This is a genomic window from Halomonas sp. NYA30, from assembly GCF_976980765.1.
The window spans coordinates 1,601,265-1,620,572 of sequence record NZ_OZ334477.1; the positions used below are offsets into that span (position 1 = coordinate 1,601,265).

At 54.9% G+C, this 19,308-nt stretch carries 16 protein-coding genes; 14 read left to right on the forward strand and 2 right to left on the reverse strand.

The features are described from left to right. Nucleotides 1–26 precede the first annotated feature (26 nt). From ACWI0H_RS07270 to ACWI0H_RS07295, 6 genes are all read left to right on the forward strand, one after another. A complete protein-coding gene (locus tag ACWI0H_RS07270) occupies nt 27–2,189 on the forward strand; it encodes a methyl-accepting chemotaxis protein (protein WP_485875803.1) in 2,163 nt (720 codons plus the stop codon). A 187-nt stretch (nt 2,190–2,376) separates the two neighbouring features. Further along, nucleotides 2,377–4,554: a methyl-accepting chemotaxis protein gene (locus ACWI0H_RS07275; protein ID WP_485875804.1), complete on the forward strand. Its 2,178-nt coding sequence runs from the start codon at nt 2,377–2,379 to the stop codon at nt 4,552–4,554. Between the two features lie 252 nt (nt 4,555–4,806). Further along, nucleotides 4,807–6,651, forward strand: a complete 1,845-nt coding sequence (gene ilvD, locus ACWI0H_RS07280) for a dihydroxy-acid dehydratase (RefSeq protein ID WP_336269722.1) — start codon at nt 4,807–4,809, stop codon at nt 6,649–6,651. Nucleotides 6,652–6,705: 54 nt separating this feature from the next. Further along, nucleotides 6,706–7,764 carry an oxidoreductase gene (locus ACWI0H_RS07285; RefSeq protein ID WP_336269723.1) on the forward strand — a complete coding sequence of 353 codons (1,059 nt, stop codon included), beginning with the start codon at nt 6,706–6,708 and terminating at the stop codon, nt 7,762–7,764. Nucleotides 7,765–7,959: 195 nt separating this feature from the next. Further along, on the forward strand, nt 7,960–8,577 hold the full coding sequence (locus ACWI0H_RS07290) for a DUF6036 family nucleotidyltransferase (protein WP_336269729.1): 618 nt from the start codon (nt 7,960–7,962) through the stop codon (nt 8,575–8,577). 2 nt (nt 8,578–8,579) lie between these two features. Continuing rightward, nucleotides 8,580–9,008, forward strand: coding sequence for a hypothetical protein (locus tag ACWI0H_RS07295; RefSeq protein WP_101145329.1), 429 nt, complete (start codon nt 8,580–8,582; stop codon nt 9,006–9,008). Nucleotides 9,009–9,031: 23 nt separating this feature from the next. Here the strand turns inward: ACWI0H_RS07295 and nudE are convergent, their stop codons facing one another. Beyond that, nucleotides 9,032–9,673 carry an ADP compounds hydrolase NudE gene (nudE, locus tag ACWI0H_RS07300; protein ID WP_336269732.1) on the reverse strand — a complete coding sequence of 214 codons (642 nt, stop codon included), beginning with the start codon at nt 9,671–9,673 and terminating at the stop codon, nt 9,032–9,034. A 77-nt stretch (nt 9,674–9,750) separates the two neighbouring features. Between nudE and yrfG the strand changes: the two genes are divergently transcribed. From yrfG to ACWI0H_RS07330, 6 genes are all read left to right on the forward strand, one after another. Continuing rightward, complete coding sequence (yrfG, locus tag ACWI0H_RS07305; RefSeq protein ID WP_176302781.1) at nt 9,751–10,443, forward strand: GMP/IMP nucleotidase; 693 nt, start codon at nt 9,751–9,753, stop codon at nt 10,441–10,443. After that, on the forward strand, nt 10,440–10,829 hold the full coding sequence (gene hslR, locus ACWI0H_RS07310) for a ribosome-associated heat shock protein Hsp15 (protein WP_101145327.1): 390 nt from the start codon (nt 10,440–10,442) through the stop codon (nt 10,827–10,829). The genes yrfG and hslR overlap by 4 nt, the downstream gene beginning before the upstream one ends. A 98-nt stretch (nt 10,830–10,927) precedes the next feature. Further along, nucleotides 10,928–11,803: an Hsp33 family molecular chaperone HslO gene (gene hslO, locus ACWI0H_RS07315; RefSeq protein ID WP_176302783.1), complete on the forward strand. Its 876-nt coding sequence runs from the start codon at nt 10,928–10,930 to the stop codon at nt 11,801–11,803. Between the two features lie 309 nt (nt 11,804–12,112). Next, nucleotides 12,113–13,666: a phosphoenolpyruvate carboxykinase gene (locus tag ACWI0H_RS07320; protein ID WP_336269734.1), complete on the forward strand. Its 1,554-nt coding sequence runs from the start codon at nt 12,113–12,115 to the stop codon at nt 13,664–13,666. A 217-nt stretch (nt 13,667–13,883) separates the two neighbouring features. Then, on the forward strand, nt 13,884–14,381 hold the full coding sequence (msrB, locus tag ACWI0H_RS07325) for a peptide-methionine (R)-S-oxide reductase MsrB (RefSeq protein WP_336269736.1): 498 nt from the start codon (nt 13,884–13,886) through the stop codon (nt 14,379–14,381). 50 nt (nt 14,382–14,431) lie between these two features. Continuing rightward, nucleotides 14,432–15,646: an alpha-hydroxy acid oxidase gene (locus tag ACWI0H_RS07330; protein WP_101145323.1), complete on the forward strand. Its 1,215-nt coding sequence runs from the start codon at nt 14,432–14,434 to the stop codon at nt 15,644–15,646. On the opposite strand, the gene ACWI0H_RS07335 is transcribed toward ACWI0H_RS07330, so the two are convergent. Next, complete coding sequence (locus ACWI0H_RS07335) at nt 15,636–16,496, reverse strand: LysR substrate-binding domain-containing protein (protein WP_336274655.1); 861 nt, start codon at nt 16,494–16,496, stop codon at nt 15,636–15,638. The two genes, ACWI0H_RS07330 and ACWI0H_RS07335, sit on opposite strands and share 11 nt — an antisense overlap. 121 nt (nt 16,497–16,617) lie before the next feature. Between ACWI0H_RS07335 and ACWI0H_RS07340 the strand changes: the two genes are divergently transcribed. After that, entirely contained in the window at nt 16,618–16,869 is a 252-nt protein-coding gene (locus ACWI0H_RS07340; RefSeq protein ID WP_176302786.1) for a DUF1127 domain-containing protein, read from the forward strand. 80 nt (nt 16,870–16,949) lie between these two features. After that, nucleotides 16,950–19,298 carry a Tex family protein gene (locus tag ACWI0H_RS07345; RefSeq protein ID WP_336274654.1) on the forward strand — a complete coding sequence of 783 codons (2,349 nt, stop codon included), beginning with the start codon at nt 16,950–16,952 and terminating at the stop codon, nt 19,296–19,298. Nucleotides 19,299–19,308: the final 10 nt, after the last annotated feature.

Sequence of the window (19,308 nt, forward strand, 5' to 3'; positions counted from 1 at the left end):
AAGAACATCTAATTTTCGGAGCATTAATGCGCAATAACCAGCCTGTGTCCCAACGTGAATACGTCCTGAGCGAAGAAACGGTGCTCATTTCCCGTTCGGACTTAAAAGGGAATGTCACCTACGCAAACCCTACGTTTGTTGAGGTCAGTGGCTATAGCCGTGAAGAGCTAATCGGCGCTCCGCATAATCTACTTCGTCACCCCGATATGCCAGAAGCGGCTTATGCGGATTTCTGGAAAACGATTCAAGCCGGAGAAACCTGGCAAGGCGTGGTCAAAAACCGCCGCAAAAATGGCGATCACTATTGGGTACATGCCACCGTGGCGCCACTACGGGACGGTGAACGCATTGCAGGCTATACCTCCGTTCGCCGCAAAGCCTCTGCCAACGCAGTGGCCAGGGCGGAAAAGGTTTACGCTGAAATTCGTGAAAAGGGCAAGTCCCGCCACTATAAGCTCGCCCAGGGCGCGCTACGTCGCAAAGGCTTAACCGGCATACTGACCCGGTTCCAGCTCACCAGCCTGAAAGCCAAGCTCACCAGCATGGTGGCTTCGCTACTGCTTATAAGCCTTGCAGGAGGCATGGGGGTTTACGCCCTGGTGATGTCCGGTGAGCGTCTGGAAACACTCAACCGCTCTGGGCTGGGTGAAGTAGCTACCCTACAGCACATCGAACGCTATATTGGGCAAACGGTCGAGACGCTGGAGCCGGTCGTACGTAATCCACGCCAAGCGGATCTTGACGCCATTAACGCTGAAATTGGCGAATATACCCGCTCATTGAATACGCTATGGCTTGATTACAATATCGATGAGGTGGCTGAGATTGAAGCAAACCAAGCATTCGATAGTGCGCTGACCACATGGGACGCCGGTGTGGAAAACACCCTGGTCGCTATTCAAGAAGGCAACGGGTTTGCGGCCTTTGAAGCTTTTAACGACATAGTGGTACCGACGACGGAATCACTGCGTGAGCTAAACAGCACCTTGGTCGAGCAAGTGCGCGCCGATGCTGAAGCGTTGGTCTCTCAGGCGCAAAGCGGACGCCAACAGATGCTGGTAGCCCAGCTGACATTACTGGCCATTGGTTTTCTGGTCATGATTGGCCTGAGCGCGATGATACTGAAATCCGTGTTGCGCAGTTTATCGGGCGCGCGCTATATCACTTTTCAAATCGCCGCCGGCAATCTGGCTGCTCAAGGACATCATCAAACCAACGACGAGTTGGGCGAGTTACTTTATTCGTTGGATACCATGCGCTTTAGCTTATCCAGTATTGTGGGAGATGTGGAAAGTCGCGTCTCGGTCGTCACCCCGGCAATCCAACAGATCGCCGCTGAAAATGAAGAACTCTCGTCGCGTACGGAGCAACAGGCATCGTCACTGCAGCAAACCGCTTCGAGTATGGAAGAGATGACCTCGACGGTTCAGCAGAATACCGAGAATGCCCGTCAGGCAACCGAACTGGCGGTACAGAACGCTGCCAGCACCAAAGATACCGGCCAGCAAATGCAGCAACTGGTGGAGCGCATGCAGCGTATTGCCCAGAGCGCTGAAAAAATGACCGACATGATTAGCGTCATCGATGGCATTGCCTTCCAAACCAATATTCTGGCACTCAATGCCTCGGTTGAGGCCGCTCGTGCCGGTGAGCATGGCCGCGGCTTTGCCGTAGTCGCCAGCGAAGTACGTAATCTGGCTGGGCGGAGCGCGGATGCCGCCCAGGAAATCCGCAAGATGATTGACAGCACGACGCAAGAAGTAAGCGGGGGCCGCAGTGCCGTCGAGCAGGCGGAACGGGCGATTGAAGAGGTGTCTCAGCAGGTTAGTCGGGTCAGTGAACTGATGGCCGCGATCAGTACCGCCTCCACCGAACAGAGCAGTGGGATCGGCCAAATAAACACGGCGATTGCTGAAATGGACCATGTGACTCAGCAGAATGCCTCTAAAGTTCAGACGATTGCGGCATCAGCCGACAATCTCTCCCTTGAGGCTCATGAGCTTGCCAACGTGGTGGACGCATTCCGTTTGGAAGGTGCCCAGGATGAGAACATCAACGAGGCGCGGGCGAAGTTGCAGCGTGCAACCCATGCATTAAACAAAGCAACCCGCGGTTTGCCAGCGCCTTCTCAGCGACGCCCCCAAGCCCTCTCAACACAACCCCATACCGAGCAGTGGGAAGCGTTCTAGCAGGCAGTTTAAAGAATGCTAGGTCGCTGATTTTCCTCATTTCGTTTAACAACATGCCACCCTTAGCGGTGGCATGTTTTATGCATTACCCCTAATTGAAATGGCCCAGCCAGTAAATGAAAGAGTCTAGGGAACTCGGCTGAGTCTAATGGCGATATAAGCCTTCAATAAAAAGTAGGGGTTCTAAATGCGCAGTGCTAAACAGGCAACATCGACGCAGGCAACATCCGGCTTCTACGAGTTAGCCGATGACGAAGTGCTGATCTCACGCTCGGATCTGCAGGGCAGAATCACCTACGCCAACCAAACCTTTGTGGAAGTGAGCGGCTACTCGTTAGAAGCGTTAATGGGCGAACCCCATAGCCTGTTCCGCCACCCAAGCATGCCCAAAGCTGTTTTTCAGAATTTGTGGGAAACCATTGAGGCGGGAAAAACCTGGCAAGGACTGATTAAAAATCGTCGCCAAAGCGGAGAGGCGTATTGGATGCATACCACCATCGCGCCGCTACTCGATGGTGAGCGCGTAGTGGGCTATACCTCTATCCGGCGCAAAGCCGACGCTAAGGCCATTGCCCAGGCAGAGCGCGTTTACGCTGCGATGCAAGAGGGCAAAACACGCGGCTTTACGCTCCATTATGGTGCAGTGCGCCGCACTGGCGTGCGCGGTTGGGTAAAGCGTTTTAGTTTCAATAGCATGCAGGCCAAACTGATAGGCATGGTGCTGGCTGCGATTGTTTTGCTGCTGGTGGCCGGGGCTGCGGGCGTTTACGGCTTGACCAGTTCCGCGGAACGGTTGCGCACGCTCAATCAAACAGGGCTTGAAGGTATTACCGACCTTCAGCAAATTGACCAGCGTGTTAGTCAAGCGATCCAAGCACTTGAACCTGCCGTACGTAATCCCCGCCGTGCAGACCTGGATGTGCTAGAAACGCAATTAGCCACCATGAGTACCGATATTGAACAATCCTGGCAAGGCTACACTGCGCTGCGAGAAACAGGGAGCGTGCAGGAAGGGCTCACGGCACACCTCGCCACTTTTATGGAAAGTGCTGATGTCACTCTGACCGCTATCCGGGATGGCAATGGGTTTGCTGCGTTTGAGGCCTTTAACGATACCGTCCAACCGACCTCTGAAAGCATTAGCGCCACGGTCAATTTGCTGGTGGATCAAGAGCGAACAGCGGCCCAAACGCTGATGGGAAATGCTGAACAACAGCAACAAGTACTGCTATACGGCCAGTTAGGCGTACTACTGCTCGGTATTGTGTTGATGGTCGGGCTGAGCATGGCGGTGCTTAAATCGTTGATTAAATCACTCAATGAAGCGCGCAGAGTAACGTTCCAGATTGCGGCGGGTAACCTGGCCAACCGTGTCACCCTAAAGCGCAATGATGAACTAGGTGAGCTGTTGAGTTCGCTGGAAACCATGCGTGCAAGCCTATCCGGGCTGATTACTGAAGTGGGCAATAAGGTTGATGTCGTCACACCTGCTTCTGAACATATTAAACAGCAGAATGAAGACCTGGCGTCACGCACCGAGCAGCAGGCGTCTTCGCTGCAGCAAACGGCTTCCAGCATGGACCAAATGACGGCGACTGTGCAGCAAAATAGCGAAAACGCCCGCGAGGCCAATCAGCTAGCCATGCAAAATGCTACCACTAGCCGTGAGACCGGCGAGCGTATGCAGGCGCTTGTCGAGCGGATGGAGCGTATTGCCGCCAGTGCCGATAAAATGACCGACATCATTAGCGTGATTGATGGTATCGCCTTCCAAACCAATATTCTGGCGTTGAATGCTTCGGTGGAAGCTGCACGCGCAGGTGAGCAGGGGCGTGGCTTCGCCGTGGTGGCCAATGAAGTGCGTAATTTGGCGGGGCGCAGTGCCGATGCCGCTGGGGAAATTCGCCGCTTAATCGACTCTTCCTCCCAGGAAATCAGCGGTGGTGCCCAGGCGGTGAAAGAGGCTGAAGCGGCTATTGATCAGGTCGTGACTCAAGTAATGAAAGTCAGCGATATCATGGAAGAGATCAGCTCCGCATCTGATGAGCAGAGCAGCGGTATCGCCCAAATCAATACTGCTGTCTCCGAGATGGATCATGTCACCCAGCAGAACGCTTCCAAGGTACAGTCAATTTCCAGCGCCGCTCAGGACCTCACCCGCGAAGCATTAAGCCTCGCGAACGTCATCGCCGCCTTCCGGTTAGAGGGCGCGGCAGAAGAGAGCAGCGAAACCGCTCGCGAGCGTATGCTTAAGCAAGTAGGCTTTCAGCCAACACTTCCCTTAGCTGCCGCATCCCCTCAGGGGCACTTGCCCCAACGCACCGCTGCCCCTCAGCCAGCCGAAGAGGCGTGGGAAACGTTCTAATGAATTAGCGCCATGGAAGGCGCTTTTCTCTCTACTTCGAGCCTCTACATCTAGCCTCTGTATCTAGTCGCTGCATCTAGTCTCTGCGTGGCGCTCATGCCACAATCGAAGGCCGTTGATTATTCAGACATCCTAGCCTACGGCCTTTTATGTTGTGGGCGAATAAAAAAAGAGCATTGTCTTTAAGCTTTTATCCAAGAAAGCTTTTGCGATGGTTATTAAAAGATAGATATTAAGAGAGTAGAGGACGCCATGCCAGAGTATCGCTCACGTACCACCACCGCTGGTCGTAATATGGCCGGTGCACGCGCCCTGTGGCGCGCCACCGGTATGCAGGACGGTGACTTTCAAAAGCCGATTATTGCCGTCGCCAACTCCTTCACCCAGTTTGTGCCGGGCCATGTTCACTTAAAGGACATGGGCCAGCTAGTGGCGCGGGAGATTGAGAAAGCGGGCGGCGTAGCGAAAGAGTTCAACACCATTGCGGTGGATGACGGCATCGCCATGGGTCACGACGGCATGCTCTATTCGTTGCCTAGCCGTGACTTGATTGCCGACAGCGTCGAGTACATGTGCAACGCCCACTGTGCCGATGCGCTGGTATGTATCTCCAACTGCGACAAAATTACCCCTGGGATGCTGATGGCCGCGTTGCGCCTGAATATTCCGGTTATCTTTGTCTCTGGTGGCCCCATGGAGGCGGGTAAAACCAAGCTGCTTAACCATGGCCTTGATTTAGTAGACGCCATGGTAATGGCCGCCGATGACAGCGTTGATGACGAAACCCTCGCCGAAGTCGAGCGCAGCGCGTGCCCCACCTGCGGCAGCTGTTCAGGAATGTTCACCGCCAACTCGATGAACTGTCTGACCGAGGCGCTAGGCTTGGCTTTGCCTGGTAACGGAACCGTGCTGGCCACCCACTCAGATCGTCGTCGCCTGTTTGAAACCGCCGGTCACCGCATTGTTGAGCTGGCCAAACGCTATTACGAAGGCGATGAAGCGCACCTGCTGCCCCGTGCCATTGCTTCCAAAGCAGCGTTCAAAAACGCCATGACGCTGGATATCGCCATGGGGGGCTCTACTAACACCATTCTGCACTTCCTGGCTGCTGCCCAGGAAGCCGAGGTGGACTTCACCATGGCGGATATCGACCGCCTCTCCCGTGAAGTGCCCCAGCTCTGCAAAGTGGCGCCCAACACTCAGAAATACCATATCGAAGACGTCCATCGTGCGGGCGGTATCATGGCGATTCTCGGTGAGCTGGACCGTGCACACGTACTGGATACCTCGGTGCCCACCGTGTATGGCGACAGCCTCAAGGCCGCGCTGGATGAGTGGGACATTATGCGTTCGCCCAGCGCCGAAGTAGTTGAGTTCTTTAAAGCCGGGCCGGGCGGTATTCCCACACAGACCGCCTTTTCCCAAAGCGCCCGCTGGCCGAGCCTCGACGGCGACCGCGCCACGGGCTGTATCCGCGACCTGGAACACGCCTTCTCCCAGCAGGGTGGCTTGGCCGTGCTGTATGGCAATATCGCGCTGGATGGTTGCGTGGTGAAAACCGCCGGGGTCGACGAATCAATCCTGGTATTCGAAGGCCCCGCGCATGTGGTCGAGTCCCAGGATCAGGCGGTTGCCGATGTATTGGCGGATAAGGTCAAAGCGGGCGATGTCGTCGTGATCCGCTATGAAGGCCCCAAAGGTGGCCCCGGCATGCAAGAGATGCTTTATCCCACTTCGTATCTCAAGTCTAAAGGGTTAGGAAAAGCCTGCGCGCTGCTCACCGATGGTCGCTTTTCGGGCGGCACCTCTGGGCTTTCGATTGGTCATGTGTCGCCGGAAGCCGCAGCTGGGGGCGCCATTGGCTTAATTGAGCAGGGCGATATCATCCGTATAGATATTCCTAACCGGACGATCAACGTCAACCTGAGCGATGCGGAGCTGGCGGCTCGCCGCGAGGCGATGGAGGCAAAAGGCGCTACCGCCTGGAAGCCCGTTGAACAGCGCCCCCGCAAGATTACCCCAGCGCTGAAAGCCTATGCGCTATTGGCCACATCTGCCGACAAAGGGGCCGTTCGAGACCTAAGCAAGCTGGATTGATAGGGCACTAAGCTCGGCAATCATCAGTCGCAGTCACAACATTGAAGGAATCAAATGAAGGCAATTATTAACGTTGGATTAGTCGGCTACGGATTTGCGAGCCAAACCTTCCACGCACCGCTTATTCAGGCCACGGAGGGCCTGGATTTGGTAGCGGTATCCTCAAGCGATGCTGCTAAGGTGCAGGCGTCACTTCCTAACGTAGAGGTAGAGGCCCAGGCGTTGGCGCTTTGCAAGCGCAGTGATATTGATTTGATTGTTATTCCGACACCCAACGACACGCATTTTTCGCTCGCGAAAGCGGCGCTGTCGGCGGGCAAGCACGTGGTGGTCGATAAGCCATTCACGGTCACGCTGTCGGAAGGAAAGTTGCTCAAAAAGTTGGCGGATGAAAAAGAGTGTCTTTTGTCGGTATTTCATAACCGCCGTTGGGATAGCGATTTCTTAACCGTTAAAGCGTTGCTTGAAGCGGGGACGCTAGGGCGTGTGGTGAATTTTGAATCACATTTTGACCGCTTCCGCCCGGAAGTGCGTGATCGCTGGCGCGAGAAATCGACCCCCGGAGGTGGCATCTGGTACGACTTGGGCCCGCACCTGTTGGACCAAGCCTGTGAATTGTTTGGCATGCCTCAGGCAATCTTGCTGGAACTAGACGCACTACGTGACCGTGCCCAGGCCGACGATGACTTCCTGGCGCTGCTCGATTACGAAGGCTTTCGCGTTACCTTGGCCGCTGGCACATTAATTGCCGATCCAACCCCGCGTTTTCGGATTCATGGCACCCAAGGCAGCTTCGTTAAGTACGGCCTGGATCCCCAGGAGGGTAGGCTGAAAGCAGGCGAAGTGCCCGCACCGCAGTGGGGCGAGGATAGCCAACATGGCACGTTAACGCTGCGCGAAGGAGAGGGTGAAAACGCGCCGCTGGTGCGCCGTGAACTTCCGACGCTGCCGGGCGATTACTTAGCTTACTACCAGGGTATTACTGCTGCTATTCGTAATAAAGCGCCGCTACCGGTAAGCGTCGACGACGCCCTGCGTTCGATGGCTCTGCTGGAAGCGGGGTTGGACAGCCACCGCCAGCGGCGCTGGATTACATTGAAAAATCATCTTTAAATAAGTAAGAGATAACGATCGCGAGCTAAAGCTGCCACCATTAGTGCTACTGAGTCGTCTGGTAGCTTGTTATGGGATGTTGGCCGCTTCCGCAGTAGTTCAGGAATTCGGTGAAATGTGTACTTTTTGCTTTGACAGGCTGATGCTGAGAGCACTGCGAGAGTTGGTTTTGGGCTTATTGAGGAAGGGGATGACGTGCCGATAGAACCTGGTGAATATCCAATAATCGAGCCCAAAACAGCGTTAGGACGTGCACTCGTTGAGTTTTTCCATGTGCTTGAGTCTGTGTATGCAAGTGGCGAAAAAGGCATTTTTCAAGTGATTGTATTTGGAGGCTGCGCGGTTCACATTCATTCTCGAGCACGGGGTAGCGCGGATATAGACGCCGAAGTCGCATCTCATGGCTTGGCCAGAAAATCCGATATTGTTGCGCTTCTGGACGAAGACACCTATGTGTTCACTGATGAAGATGGCGTAGTACAAATACTAGAGCTAGATGCTAGTTTCAATGCGACGCTGGCCCCTTTACACGAAGATTACGAAGATCGCATCATTCGGTTAGTGACACAAAGCAATATCCCCAACGTAGAAGTCTACGTTGCGAGTGCGCTTGATGTAGCAATTACCAAGCTTGGTCGCTTTGGTGACCGTGATCAAAGCGATATCCAAACGTTGCTACAGCTTCCTTATATAGACATCGAAGAATTTGAACGGTTAGCCCGAGAAGCAATCAGCTACTATGTGGGGGACGAAACTCGCATTTTGGGAAACCTAAAAGTGATGCTAGATGATTATTATCGTAACGAGGACTAGTTATGGAAGCTTCTGTTAAACGCAAGCTGCTATATCGAGTGGGGGCTCATTCTCTTGAAATCGCAGTCGATGACGTCAAGCAACTTGCAGATTCCATCTGGTATAAAGGTTATCGGCCAACGTGGGCTGAGCTCGAAATACTTCGTTTAGAAATGCCTTGTGAGGCATTTCAGCGTTCGCTTTGTGTGCTTGAATTGCTAAGCCAGTACCCTGTCTGCCGTCGAGATACCGCACAGCATCTACAACGATTGACCCGTCAATATCATCATCAGTTGATTGGGCACGACAATGTCCTTCCCCAAGGCAGATATTCTCCTAGCAAGCGATGGGGGCTGACTGATACCACCATTTCACTTCGCAAGGCACTGTTACCTCTACAAACACGGATCTACGCTGATTCTAAAAAGCATCGGCATGGTCTAAGCGCTTGACGGGGGTAGAGCCAATGAGTGCCTCAAAGCAAATCCGTCGCATTATTGCGCTTCTCTTCGCGCAGCCTGTCTCGCGCAATGTAAAGCGCGGCAATCGCACGGGCTTCGTGAAAATCCTCGCGCAATAGCAGTGAAGGAAGCTCCTCAATGGCGTGAGTTTCCACAATCAATGGCTCGGGTTCATCCCCTGGCAGTCGCTTGGGGTAAAGGTCGGTGGCAAGCAGCACCTGCATGCGATGGCGCATATAGTTCGGCGCCAGGGAAAGCTCAACCAGCGGCTCGATGCGGTGCGCACCCACGCCACACTCCTCCATCAGCTCGCGATTGGCCGCGGTGATAATATCTTCACCGGGGTCGACCAGCCCTTTTGGCAAGGTGAGCACATAATCTTCAAACCCGGCGGCGTATTCGCGAATCAGCAGCACATGCTCCGGGTCAGGCATTGCTACCATCATCACCGCGCCTCGGTCCGCGCCGGTTAAACGTTCAAATTGGCGCTCTTCGCCATTGGAAAAACGCAGATCCAGTGACTCAATCTGGAATAAACGGCTTTGGGTGATCTGCTTGCGAGCAAGAATCTGTGGCTTTTGCTGGTAACCCGAGCGGTTAACGCTGCCATCTTCAGGGTGATTAAAGGTTGGGCGAGTAGGGGGGGACGTAGACATAAACATGTGCCTCCATGGCTGGTAAAAGGCGGTTAAGCTACAATAGCACGCTTACTCCTAACGTGACTGGAGCGGCAATGATTGATTGGCGCGAGATAGACACTGTCCTCCTTGATATGGATGGCACGCTGCTGGATTTACACTTCGACAGCCATTTTTGGCTTGAGCATTTACCGCGGCGCTACCGCGAATTGCACCAACTGGATGAAGCCTCTCAGGAAGCGCTGCGCGCGCGTATTATCGGCGAGCAGGGCACTTTAAACTGGTACAGCCTAGCGTACTGGAGCCGCGAGCTGGGCGTGGATATTGTCGCCCTGAAACGAGAAATCCAACATCTGATAGGCCTGCGCAGTGACGCACTGGATTTTCTCAAATGGCTTAAGCTAGCACATCCACGGGTGGTGCTTGCCACCAACGCTGATCGCGCCAGCCTTGCCCTGAAACTGCCCCTCACCGGCCTGGAAAGCTACTTGGACGCCATCGTCTCTTCCGAAGACGTGGGCGCCGCCAAAGAGGAGCAGGCGTTCTGGTTTGCGTTGCAGGAAATCGAGCCTTTCGACCCGGCGCGCACGCTGTTTATCGATGACAATGCCCGCGTGCTTGAAAGCGCTCGTGAGTTTGGTATCAAGTATTTGCTGGGCATTAAGCAACCTGACAGCCAGCGGCCCGAAAAAGAGCTACAGGAATTTATAGCCCTTGATCGGTTCGCTCATCTGTTACCCGAACAACTGCCGGAACAGCAGTCTGAAACGCAAGGAGTGCCTAAATGAGCGAGAGCGTACGCTTAGATAAATGGCTCTGGGCAGCACGTTTCTTTAAGACCCGCGCACTGGCTAAAAAAGCCATTGAAGGTGGCAAGGTTCACTACGATGGTGGCCGCGCTAAAACCAGCAAACAGGTGGAAATCGGTGCGCTTATTCGTGTACCACAGGGCTGGGAGATATTAGAGGTAGAGGTGGTATCGCTTTCGGATCAACGACGCGGTGCACCAGAAGCGCGCACACTCTATGCAGAAACCGACGCAAGTGTGCAGCGTCGTGCCAAGGAAGCTGAAGCAAGGCGCCTCACTAACGAGGCGATGCAGCATCCGCTCAAACGCCCTGATAAAAAGCAGCGCCGCGATATTCAGCGTTTCCAACGCAATCAGGGTGAGTAGCCCTCGCGGCTATTTACTCAGTGCAGCAGCATCAATAGCCCAGTTAACGATTAGTCGCAGCTAAACACCCGCCGTCCTTTATAGTAGGTTGCCAAATTATGTCCGATCAAATTCAACGCTTTATGTTCGATCACACCAATGTCCGCGGCGAGATCGTCACCCTGGCGGCCGCCTATCACGAAGTGTTGGATCGCCACGCCTACCCACCCGCGGTCAATGAGCTATTGGGTGAGCTGTTAGCTGCCGTGGCGCTACTCACCGATACCGTTAAGCTGGATGGCACGCTAAGCATCGAAGTGCGCGGCCGCGGCGTTCTGTCATTACTGATGGCCGAATCCAATCCCGGTGGTGAATTGCGGGCGATTGCCCGCATCGCGGAAGACGCCGACCTGCCTAGCGAGCATGCCTCTTTCCGTGAGCTGGTCGGTGAGGGCCAAATCGTCATCACCCTCGACCCCCGTGAAGGTCATCGCTACCAAGGCATTGTCGCGCTGGATCAGGAGACGCTAGGTGGCTGCCTGGAAGCCTACTTTACGCAATCCGAGCAGTTGCCAACCCGCCTATGGTTAGCGGCTGATGAGAAGCGCGCAGGTGGGTTGCTGCTCCAACGCCTCCCTGAAGAGTCACAAAACCAGGATGTCGATGCCTGGGACCGTAGCGTGCAGTTAGCCGATACGATTAAAACAGAAGAGCTGCTCGGCCTTGAACAGCGCGAAGTGCTGCACCGCCTTTACCATGAAGAAACCGTGCGCGTTTTTGAACCCAAAGCCCTGCGCTTTGGCTGTACCTGCTCCCGCGAACGAATGAGCCATGCACTGCACACGCTAGGCAAGGAAGAACTGCGAGATATTCTTCACGAACAGGGCGCTATCGACACCCAATGCCACTTTTGCCATACGAAATATCACTACACGGCGGCGGATATTGAAACTTTGTTAGATGACCCTGAAGCCCCATCGCCTACGATTCACTAAGTATGTAGTCGCGGCTGGGCAGTCGGGCGTTTTTTAGTGCCGCTAGGCGGACCAGTAGAACCAATGAATTTGGCCGCTGTTGCAAACGATCGTTTTAATTTTTACTGCGCTGCAACACAAAATGTAGTGCTTTTGTAGTAGTTTAACTACAAGATATTTGATCTTCGCCCCCGTTTCCTGGGGGCTTTCTTTTTGCCATAATGCGCCGGACTTCAGCGTGCCCAGCCGATTTAGCAGGCTGGGATGACATTTAAGGCGTCGGTGACGCCCGGTAACGAGATATAACGGCCTTAAGGCCCAGGAATCGACATGACCACGACTCAAGCTCCCCAAGCCCACGTCAATCTCAGCAGCGCCGAACTTATCGAGCGCGCCGTGGCACGTGGCGAAGGCCGCCTCTCGGCTAACGGTGCCCTGGTAGTTAATACCGGCCTGCGTACCGGCCGTTCACCGAAAGACCGCTTTATTGTTGATGAGCCCTCTACGCGTAGCCAAATTGATTGGGGCAGCGTCAACCGTCCCTTTGATGCTGAGAAATTCAACGCCTTGTGGGATCGGGTCGATGAATACCTGAACAGCCAAGAGCACTTTGTCTCTGAGCTTCATGTGGGTAGTGATTCTACCCACTATCTGCCGGTTCGTGTTACCACCGAAACCGCTTGGCAAAACCTGTTTGGCCGTACCATGTTTGTGCGCCCTTTGGCCTACAATCAAGCTGCTAAAGACGAGTGGGCCATTCTTAACGTGGCGGGCTTTGAGTGTGATCCCTCTCGCGATGGCACCAACTCTGATGGTTGCGTGATCATCAACTTCGCCGAGAAAAAAGTGCTTATCGCGGGCATGCGCTATGCCGGTGAAATGAAAAAAGCCATGTTCTCCGTGCAGAACTTCCTGCTACCTGCCGCCGACGTGCTGCCGATGCACTGCTCCGCGAACGTGGGGGAAGATGGTGAAACCTGCCTCTTCTTCGGTCTTTCGGGCACCGGTAAAACTACGCTTTCCGCTGACCAGGCACGCTTCTTGATTGGTGATGATGAACACGCTTGGGGCGACGGTATCGTCTTCAACATGGAGGGTGGCTGCTACGCTAAGTGCATCGATCTTTCCGAGAAGAACGAGCCGGTCATCTGGAACGCTATCAAGTTTGGTACCGTGCTGGAAAACGTAGTGTTGGATGATCGTCGTGAGCCCGACTACGCCGACGATAGCCTGACCCAGAACTCCCGCGCCGCTTACCCGCTGGAGCACGTTGAAAAGCGCGTAGCGGAAAACCTGGCGGGCGAGCCGAATGCGATTGTATTCCTGACCTGCGATATGTCAGGCGTATTGCCCCCAGTGTCGATTCTTTCCAAAGAAGCTGCGGCGTATCACTTCCTGTCTGGCTATACTGCCAAAGTGGGCTCCACTGAAATGGGCTCTTCTGAAGGCTTGGCCGCCACGTTCTCTACCTGCTTTGGTGCACCGTTCTTCCCGCGTCCAGCGCGTGAGTACGCTGACCTGCTGATCAAGCGTGTCGATAAGCAGGATGCTCAGGTTTACTTGGTCAACACCGGCTGGACCGGTGGTGCTTACGGCGAAGGTGGTTCGCGCTTCTCTATCCCGACCACGCGCGCCATCATCAGCGCGATTCAGTCGGGTGTACTGCGCGATATCGACACCAAGCATATCGATGGGCTCAATCTACAAGTGCCTGTTGCCGTGCCGGGCGTTGATTCAAGCCTGCTCGACCCGCGTGAAACGTGGCAGGACCGCGATGCCTACGACCGTCACCTTAAAGAGCTGGCGACCAAATTCGTCGATAACTTCAAGAAGTTTGAAGGCGTTAATGAAGCGATCATCCAAGCGGGCCCCCAACTAACCTGATGGTTAGCGGCTGGTAGATGATTGAACCGGTGTGTTTGCTCGTTAAAGAGGCAAGTAGAAAAGCAATTGGCGGGTGTAAGTAGTCGACGGTTAGAACGACTAAGTGCTTAGAAGTGATCGCCATTAGAAACGATTGACGCCAAAATGGGACAGCGCTTCGGCACTGTCCCATTTTTATTGTCTACTTTCTTCGCAGAACAGCAAGGGAGTGATACCCATGAAAAGACGTCAATTCTTAGGCTTAGCGGGACTCACCGGCATAGTAGGTGCCATACCAAGCCTGTCGTTTGGCTTTCCACGGCTAGATCTTGAACCTGCGCCAGGTTTGGAAACGCTCGAGCTTAGCGAAGCCGAGTGGCGGGAGCGACTCTCCGATGAAGCCTTTGATGTGCTCCGTAAGCACGGGACTGAACCTGCCTTTTCCAGCCCCTTGGATAAGGAGTGGGGGGAGGGCGAGTATCGTTGCGCTGGCTGTGATCTATTACTGTTTACCAGTGAAATGAAATATGATTCCGGTACCGGCTGGCCGAGCTTTTTTGAGCACGTAGAAGGACATATGCTCACCGAGCTTGATTTCAAACTAATTTGGCCCCGCACTGAATACCACTGTGCCCGCTGCGGTGGCCATCAGGGCCACGTATTTGAAGATGGCCCCGATCCTACCGGCCTGCGATGGTGTAATAACGGAGTGGCGCTGCGTTTTGTGCCAGCGTGAGCAAGTGGATAGATGGGCGGGTAATCTAAAATAATCAGTAGGAGGGTGGTGTGAAAGGTTGGCTCCAACAACGATGGACTCGAAAAAAACTTGCCCGTATCCATAACTTGCACGACGTAGAACGGCTCGCCAAAAGAGCGCTACCACGACCTATTTTTGGCTATATCGATCATGTCGCAGAGGATGGGCGAACCCAGCGCGCTAACCTCACTGCTTTTGATGATTATCGCTTTATGCCCAAGGCGTTTGTCAATGTGTCGCAAATTGATCTGCACACAGAGCTTTATGGCAAACGCTACGCCGTGCCTTTCGGTATTGCCCCTATGGGCATCAGTGCGCTTTCTACTTACCAGGGCGACCTAGTGCTAGCGCGAGCAGCAGCGAATCGCAACTTACCCATGATCATGAGTGGTTCATCGCTGGTGCCTATGGAAGAGGTGGCGAAGGTGGAGGGTGCCGACTGGTTCCAGGCATACTTACCCGGCACGCCAGAAGGCATCGAAGCTCTGCTCAATCGGATCAAGCGAGCCGGTTTCAAGAAGCTGGTGGTCACGCTGGATTACCCTGTGCCGCCCAATCCGGATAATTTCCGGCGTTCAGGTTTTTCATCCCCTTTGGAGCCAACGCTTCGCTTGGCAATCGATGGGTTGATGCGGCCAGGCTGGTTGTGTAATACCTTTCTTCGTACGCTCTGTAAACAGGGAATGCCGCATTTCGAAAACAACCATGCGGAACGGGGAGCACCCGTGATCTCTCGTCAAGCAGCGCGGGACTTCTCAGGGCGTCGCCATTTTGACTGGGGCTATCTCGATCTGGTGCGGCGGTTATGGCCCGACACGCTGATCGTCAAAGGGGTGCTAAACCCCGAGGATGCGGTACGTGCCCGCCAAGCCGGGGTAGATGGGATTATCCTCTCCAACCACGGCGCCCGTCAGTTGGATAGCACTATCTCTCCGCTCCAGGTGTTGCCAGAGATCAAGCGTCGCATTAGCGATATCCCCATTATGATCGACAGCGGGTTTCGCCGTGGCACCGATATCATCAAGGCCTTGGCGCTGGGCGCTGATTTTGTATTCGTGGGGCGCCCCTTTAATTACGCTGCTGCTTGCGCAGGACAGGAAGGCGTAGAGCATGTTGCCACTCTTTTAGAGCGTGAAATCGAGCGCAATATGGCGCTATTAGGGCTGACCACGCTTTCCCAGTTGGACCGTTCATGCCTCTATCAACCCTCATCCGGTAAAGTAACATCAGCCATCACAACCTAAACCCTTCAACAATATGCTCTGCTAGGCTGGCGATAATTGGTGATTGGGTAGAAGAGGTGCGCTGTAAAACGATGGACGCTTCTGGTAATTCGGGGAAGCCCTCCTTTACACCCAATATCTGCATATCGGCAGTGACCAGGCTTCGCATCCAGGCAGACACGGCCAAACCCGCGCCAACAACGGCTTGCAGGGTAGCCAAACTGGGGCTGCTGTAAGCAATTCGATAGGTTCGTCCTGCGCGGTCTAGCGCATTACAAGCGTGGCGACGGCAAAAGCAGGGTGCCTCGAATATGGCAAGCGGTACCGGTGTCTGTAAATGGGTGCTGTGGCTCTCTGCGGAGACCCATACCATGGGTTCGCGTCTTAATATGGTGCCAATCTCATCGCCTATTTCCCGGGTCATAATGATCAGATCCAGGCTCTCTTGCGGCTGCTGGGAGAGCACCGAAGAGGGCGCGCAATGTACATCGACGTCCACCAACGGCCAGGCCTGAGAGAAAGTTCTCAGAATGCCGGGTAGGAAGCGCATCACATAGTCATCCGGCACGCCCAGGCGTACACGGCCCACCATGTCCGGCTGGCGCAGCAGCGTCAGTGCTTCGCCCTGCAGCGATAAAATCTTGCGTGCATAGCCAAGCAGCGTGTGGCCCTCGCTGGTCAACAACAGTTGGCGATTCTGGCGCACGAAAAGTGGGCGCTCGATAACGTCCTCTTCCAGGCGTTTCATCTGCATACTGACGGCCGATTGAGTGCGGTTTACCGTCTGAGCGGCGCGGGTAAATCCGCCCTGGTCGACTATCGCCACAAAGGTACGCAGCAGCTCATGATCGATGGTGGGTAGTGTCGCCATGGTTATCAATCTTTTTGATGTTGGGTATAAGAAGTATTCGTTGGATTGACTTTAGGCGCTGTTCAATACTTCCTTCAACACTTATTCACTACGCCGTTGTTGGCGGCGAAGGGAGGTTGAAATGGAGCGCTCGTTAGCCTGTTTACAGCACAGCCAGTGTCCTTTACAGAACGAACACTGCCAGTCAATTAAACAGGAACAACCCAGAACTACCTGGGGAGAAAAGTTCTATCGCTGGCGCCAATTGCGTCGCGAGCGGGATACCTTGCGCCATTTGAGCGACGATATGTTGAAAGATATTGGCCTCAGCCGCGAAGCCGTTCAGCGTGAAGCACGACGCCCCTTTTGGGATGATCATGGCTGGCGGCGCTGATGCCGCAAGTCATGCCAGCCATGGCACGTTTGTGATACCTTATTGGCACTTAAAAATGCTGCATGAGTTAGTTGCAATTTATGGATGTCAATCAGCGTATTATTTCCCGCCTAGCCACCGAGCTAAGCGTAAGACCCGAACAAGTCGCCGCCACGGTAGAGCTGCTGGATGGCGGTGCCACCGTGCCGTTTATTGCCCGTTACCGTAAAGAAGTCACCGGTGCGCTGGACGATATTCAACTGCGCCAACTGGATGAGCGCCTGCGCTACCTGCGCGAGCTGGAAGAGCGCCGCGCCGCGGTGATCGCCGCCATTGATGAGCAGGGCAAGCTGGATGGCCCGCTGAAAGCAAGTATCGAGGGCGCAGAGACCAAGCAGCGGCTGGAAGATTTATACCTACCCTTTAAGAAGAAGCGCCGTACCAAAGCGCAGATTGCCCGCGAGGCGGGGCTCGAACCACTGGCCGATGCGCTGTTGGCCGACCCGACACTCAATCCCGAAAGCGAAGCTGGCAACTACCTGCGACCGGCAGAGGGTGATATCCCCGCCATCGAGGATGCCAAGGCCGCCCTGGATGGCGCCAAGCAGATATTGATGGAGCGCTTCGCGGAAGACCCCGAACTGATCGGCCAACTGCGTGAACGACTTTGGCAAGAGGGCGAACTCAGCGCCCGTGTGCTGGAAGGCAAGCAGCAGGAGGGCGCCAAATTCTCCGATTATTTCGAGCACGACGAAAAACTCGCCAAAGCGCCGTCACACCGTGCCCTGGCGATGTTCCGGGCGCGTAATGAAGGCGTGTTGAGCCTGTCGATTCGCCTGCCCGGTGAAGAGGAAGCCCCAGTGCATCCCGCCCAGGTCACGATTGCTAGGCACTTCGGCATCAGCGACCAGGGCCGCGCGGCGGATAAATGGCTAGCCGAAGTGGTGCGCTGGACTTGGCGCGTTAAGCTTTACACTGCGCTTGAGACCGAGCTGCTTGGCCGCTTACGCGAACAGGCCGAGCTCACAGCGATCGAGGTTTTTGCAGCCAACCTGAAAGACCTGCTGCTAGCCGCACCGGCGGGGCAGAAAGTGACGCTTGCCATCGACCCCGGTCAGCGCACCGGCTGCAAGATCGCGGTGATCGATGCCACCGGCCAGTTTGTCGATCACACCACCATCTACCCGCACGCACCGCAAAACCAGTGGAATGAGTCTTTGAGCGTGCTGGCCAAGCTGGTCAAGCAGCACGGCGTCGAGCTGATTGCGGTAGGCAACGGTACCGCCAGCCGTGAAACTGACAAGCTGGCGGGCGAGTTACTGAAAGCGCTGGCCCCAGCGCACCGCGTGAGTAAAGTAATGGTGTCGGAGGCGGGCGCCTCGGTCTACTCCGCTTCTGAGTACGCTTCCCGGGAAATGCCCGATCTCGATGTTACCGTGCGGGGCGCTGTCTCGATTGGCCGTCGCCTGCAAGACCCTCTCGCTGAATTGGTTAAAATCGAACCCAAATCGATTGGGGTGGGCCAGTATCAGCACGATGTCTCCCAGGTGCAGCTATCGCGTAGCCTGGAAGTCGTGATTGAAGACTGTGTTAACGCTGTGGGCGTCGACCTCAACACCGCGTCTAGTGCACTGCTTTCGCGAGTGGCGGGGTTAAGTGCTGCGCTGGCTGAAAATATCGTTGCTCAGCGCAACGTTAAGGGCGCCTTCAGAAGCCGTAAAGAGCTATTAGAAGTTAGCCGACTGGGCGCAAAAACCTTTGAACAGTGCGCCGGTTTCCTGCGCATTCACAATGCCGATAATCCCCTGGATGCCAGCGCCGTTCACCCGGAAGCCTATCCGCTGGTCGAGCGTATCGCCAAGCAGAGCGGTCGTGAAGTACGCGGCTTGATTGGCGACAGTGCCGCGTTAAAAGCGTTAAAGCCTGCCGACTTTGCCGATGAGCGCTTTGGTGTGCCCACGGTGAGCGATATCTTGAAAGAGCTGGATAAGCCTGGTCGCGATCCGCGCCCGGAATTTAAAGCCGCCGAGTTCCGCGAAGGGGTCGAAACACTTAACGATCTTAAACTCTCGATGGTGCTCGAAGGCACGGTCACCAACGTGACACACTTTGGTGCTTTTGTGGATATCGGTGTCCATCAGGATGGCTTGGTGCATATCTCAGCACTGTCGGACCGCTTTATCGACGACCCACGCAGCGTGGTGAAAGCCGGGGACATCGTCACCGTTAAGGTCATGAGTGTGGATATTCCGCGTAAGCGGGTAGGGCTGTCGATGCGGTTGGATGACCAGCCGGAAACCGAAAACGCGGCTAATAAGAGCAATGGCTCGCCAACACAACAGCATAGCGGCTCGCGTAAACCTGCGCGCAGCAGTGCAAGGACAACTGAAGCACCGGCGCCAATGGGCGCGTTAGGCGCCGCGCTGTTAAAAGCGCGTGGTGGCAAATAGTCGCGCGCTT

What these genes read in the sequence shown, in the direction of transcription:
- ACWI0H_RS07270 (WP_485875803.1), top strand. Translation starts at nt 27, where the DNA reads ATGCGCAATAACCAGCCTGTGTCCCAACGTGAATACGTCCTGAGCGAA.
- ACWI0H_RS07275 (WP_485875804.1), top strand. Translation starts at nt 2,377, where the DNA reads ATGCGCAGTGCTAAACAGGCAACATCGACGCAGGCAACATCCGGCTTC.
- ilvD (WP_336269722.1), top strand. Translation starts at nt 4,807, where the DNA reads ATGCCAGAGTATCGCTCACGTACCACCACCGCTGGTCGTAATATGGCC.
- ACWI0H_RS07285 (WP_336269723.1), top strand. Translation starts at nt 6,706, where the DNA reads ATGAAGGCAATTATTAACGTTGGATTAGTCGGCTACGGATTTGCGAGC.
- ACWI0H_RS07295 (WP_101145329.1), top strand. Translation starts at nt 8,580, where the DNA reads ATGGAAGCTTCTGTTAAACGCAAGCTGCTATATCGAGTGGGGGCTCAT.
- nudE (WP_336269732.1), bottom strand. Translation starts at nt 9,673, where the DNA reads ATGTCTACGTCCCCCCCTACTCGCCCAACCTTTAATCACCCTGAAGAT.
- yrfG (WP_176302781.1), top strand. Translation starts at nt 9,751, where the DNA reads ATGATTGATTGGCGCGAGATAGACACTGTCCTCCTTGATATGGATGGC.
- hslR (WP_101145327.1), top strand. Translation starts at nt 10,440, where the DNA reads ATGAGCGAGAGCGTACGCTTAGATAAATGGCTCTGGGCAGCACGTTTC.
- hslO (WP_176302783.1), top strand. Translation starts at nt 10,928, where the DNA reads ATGTCCGATCAAATTCAACGCTTTATGTTCGATCACACCAATGTCCGC.
- ACWI0H_RS07320 (WP_336269734.1), top strand. Translation starts at nt 12,113, where the DNA reads ATGACCACGACTCAAGCTCCCCAAGCCCACGTCAATCTCAGCAGCGCC.
- msrB (WP_336269736.1), top strand. Translation starts at nt 13,884, where the DNA reads ATGAAAAGACGTCAATTCTTAGGCTTAGCGGGACTCACCGGCATAGTA.
- ACWI0H_RS07335 (WP_336274655.1), bottom strand. Translation starts at nt 16,496, where the DNA reads ATGGCGACACTACCCACCATCGATCATGAGCTGCTGCGTACCTTTGTG.
- ACWI0H_RS07340 (WP_176302786.1), top strand. Translation starts at nt 16,618, where the DNA reads ATGGAGCGCTCGTTAGCCTGTTTACAGCACAGCCAGTGTCCTTTACAG.
- ACWI0H_RS07345 (WP_336274654.1), top strand. Translation starts at nt 16,950, where the DNA reads ATGGATGTCAATCAGCGTATTATTTCCCGCCTAGCCACCGAGCTAAGC.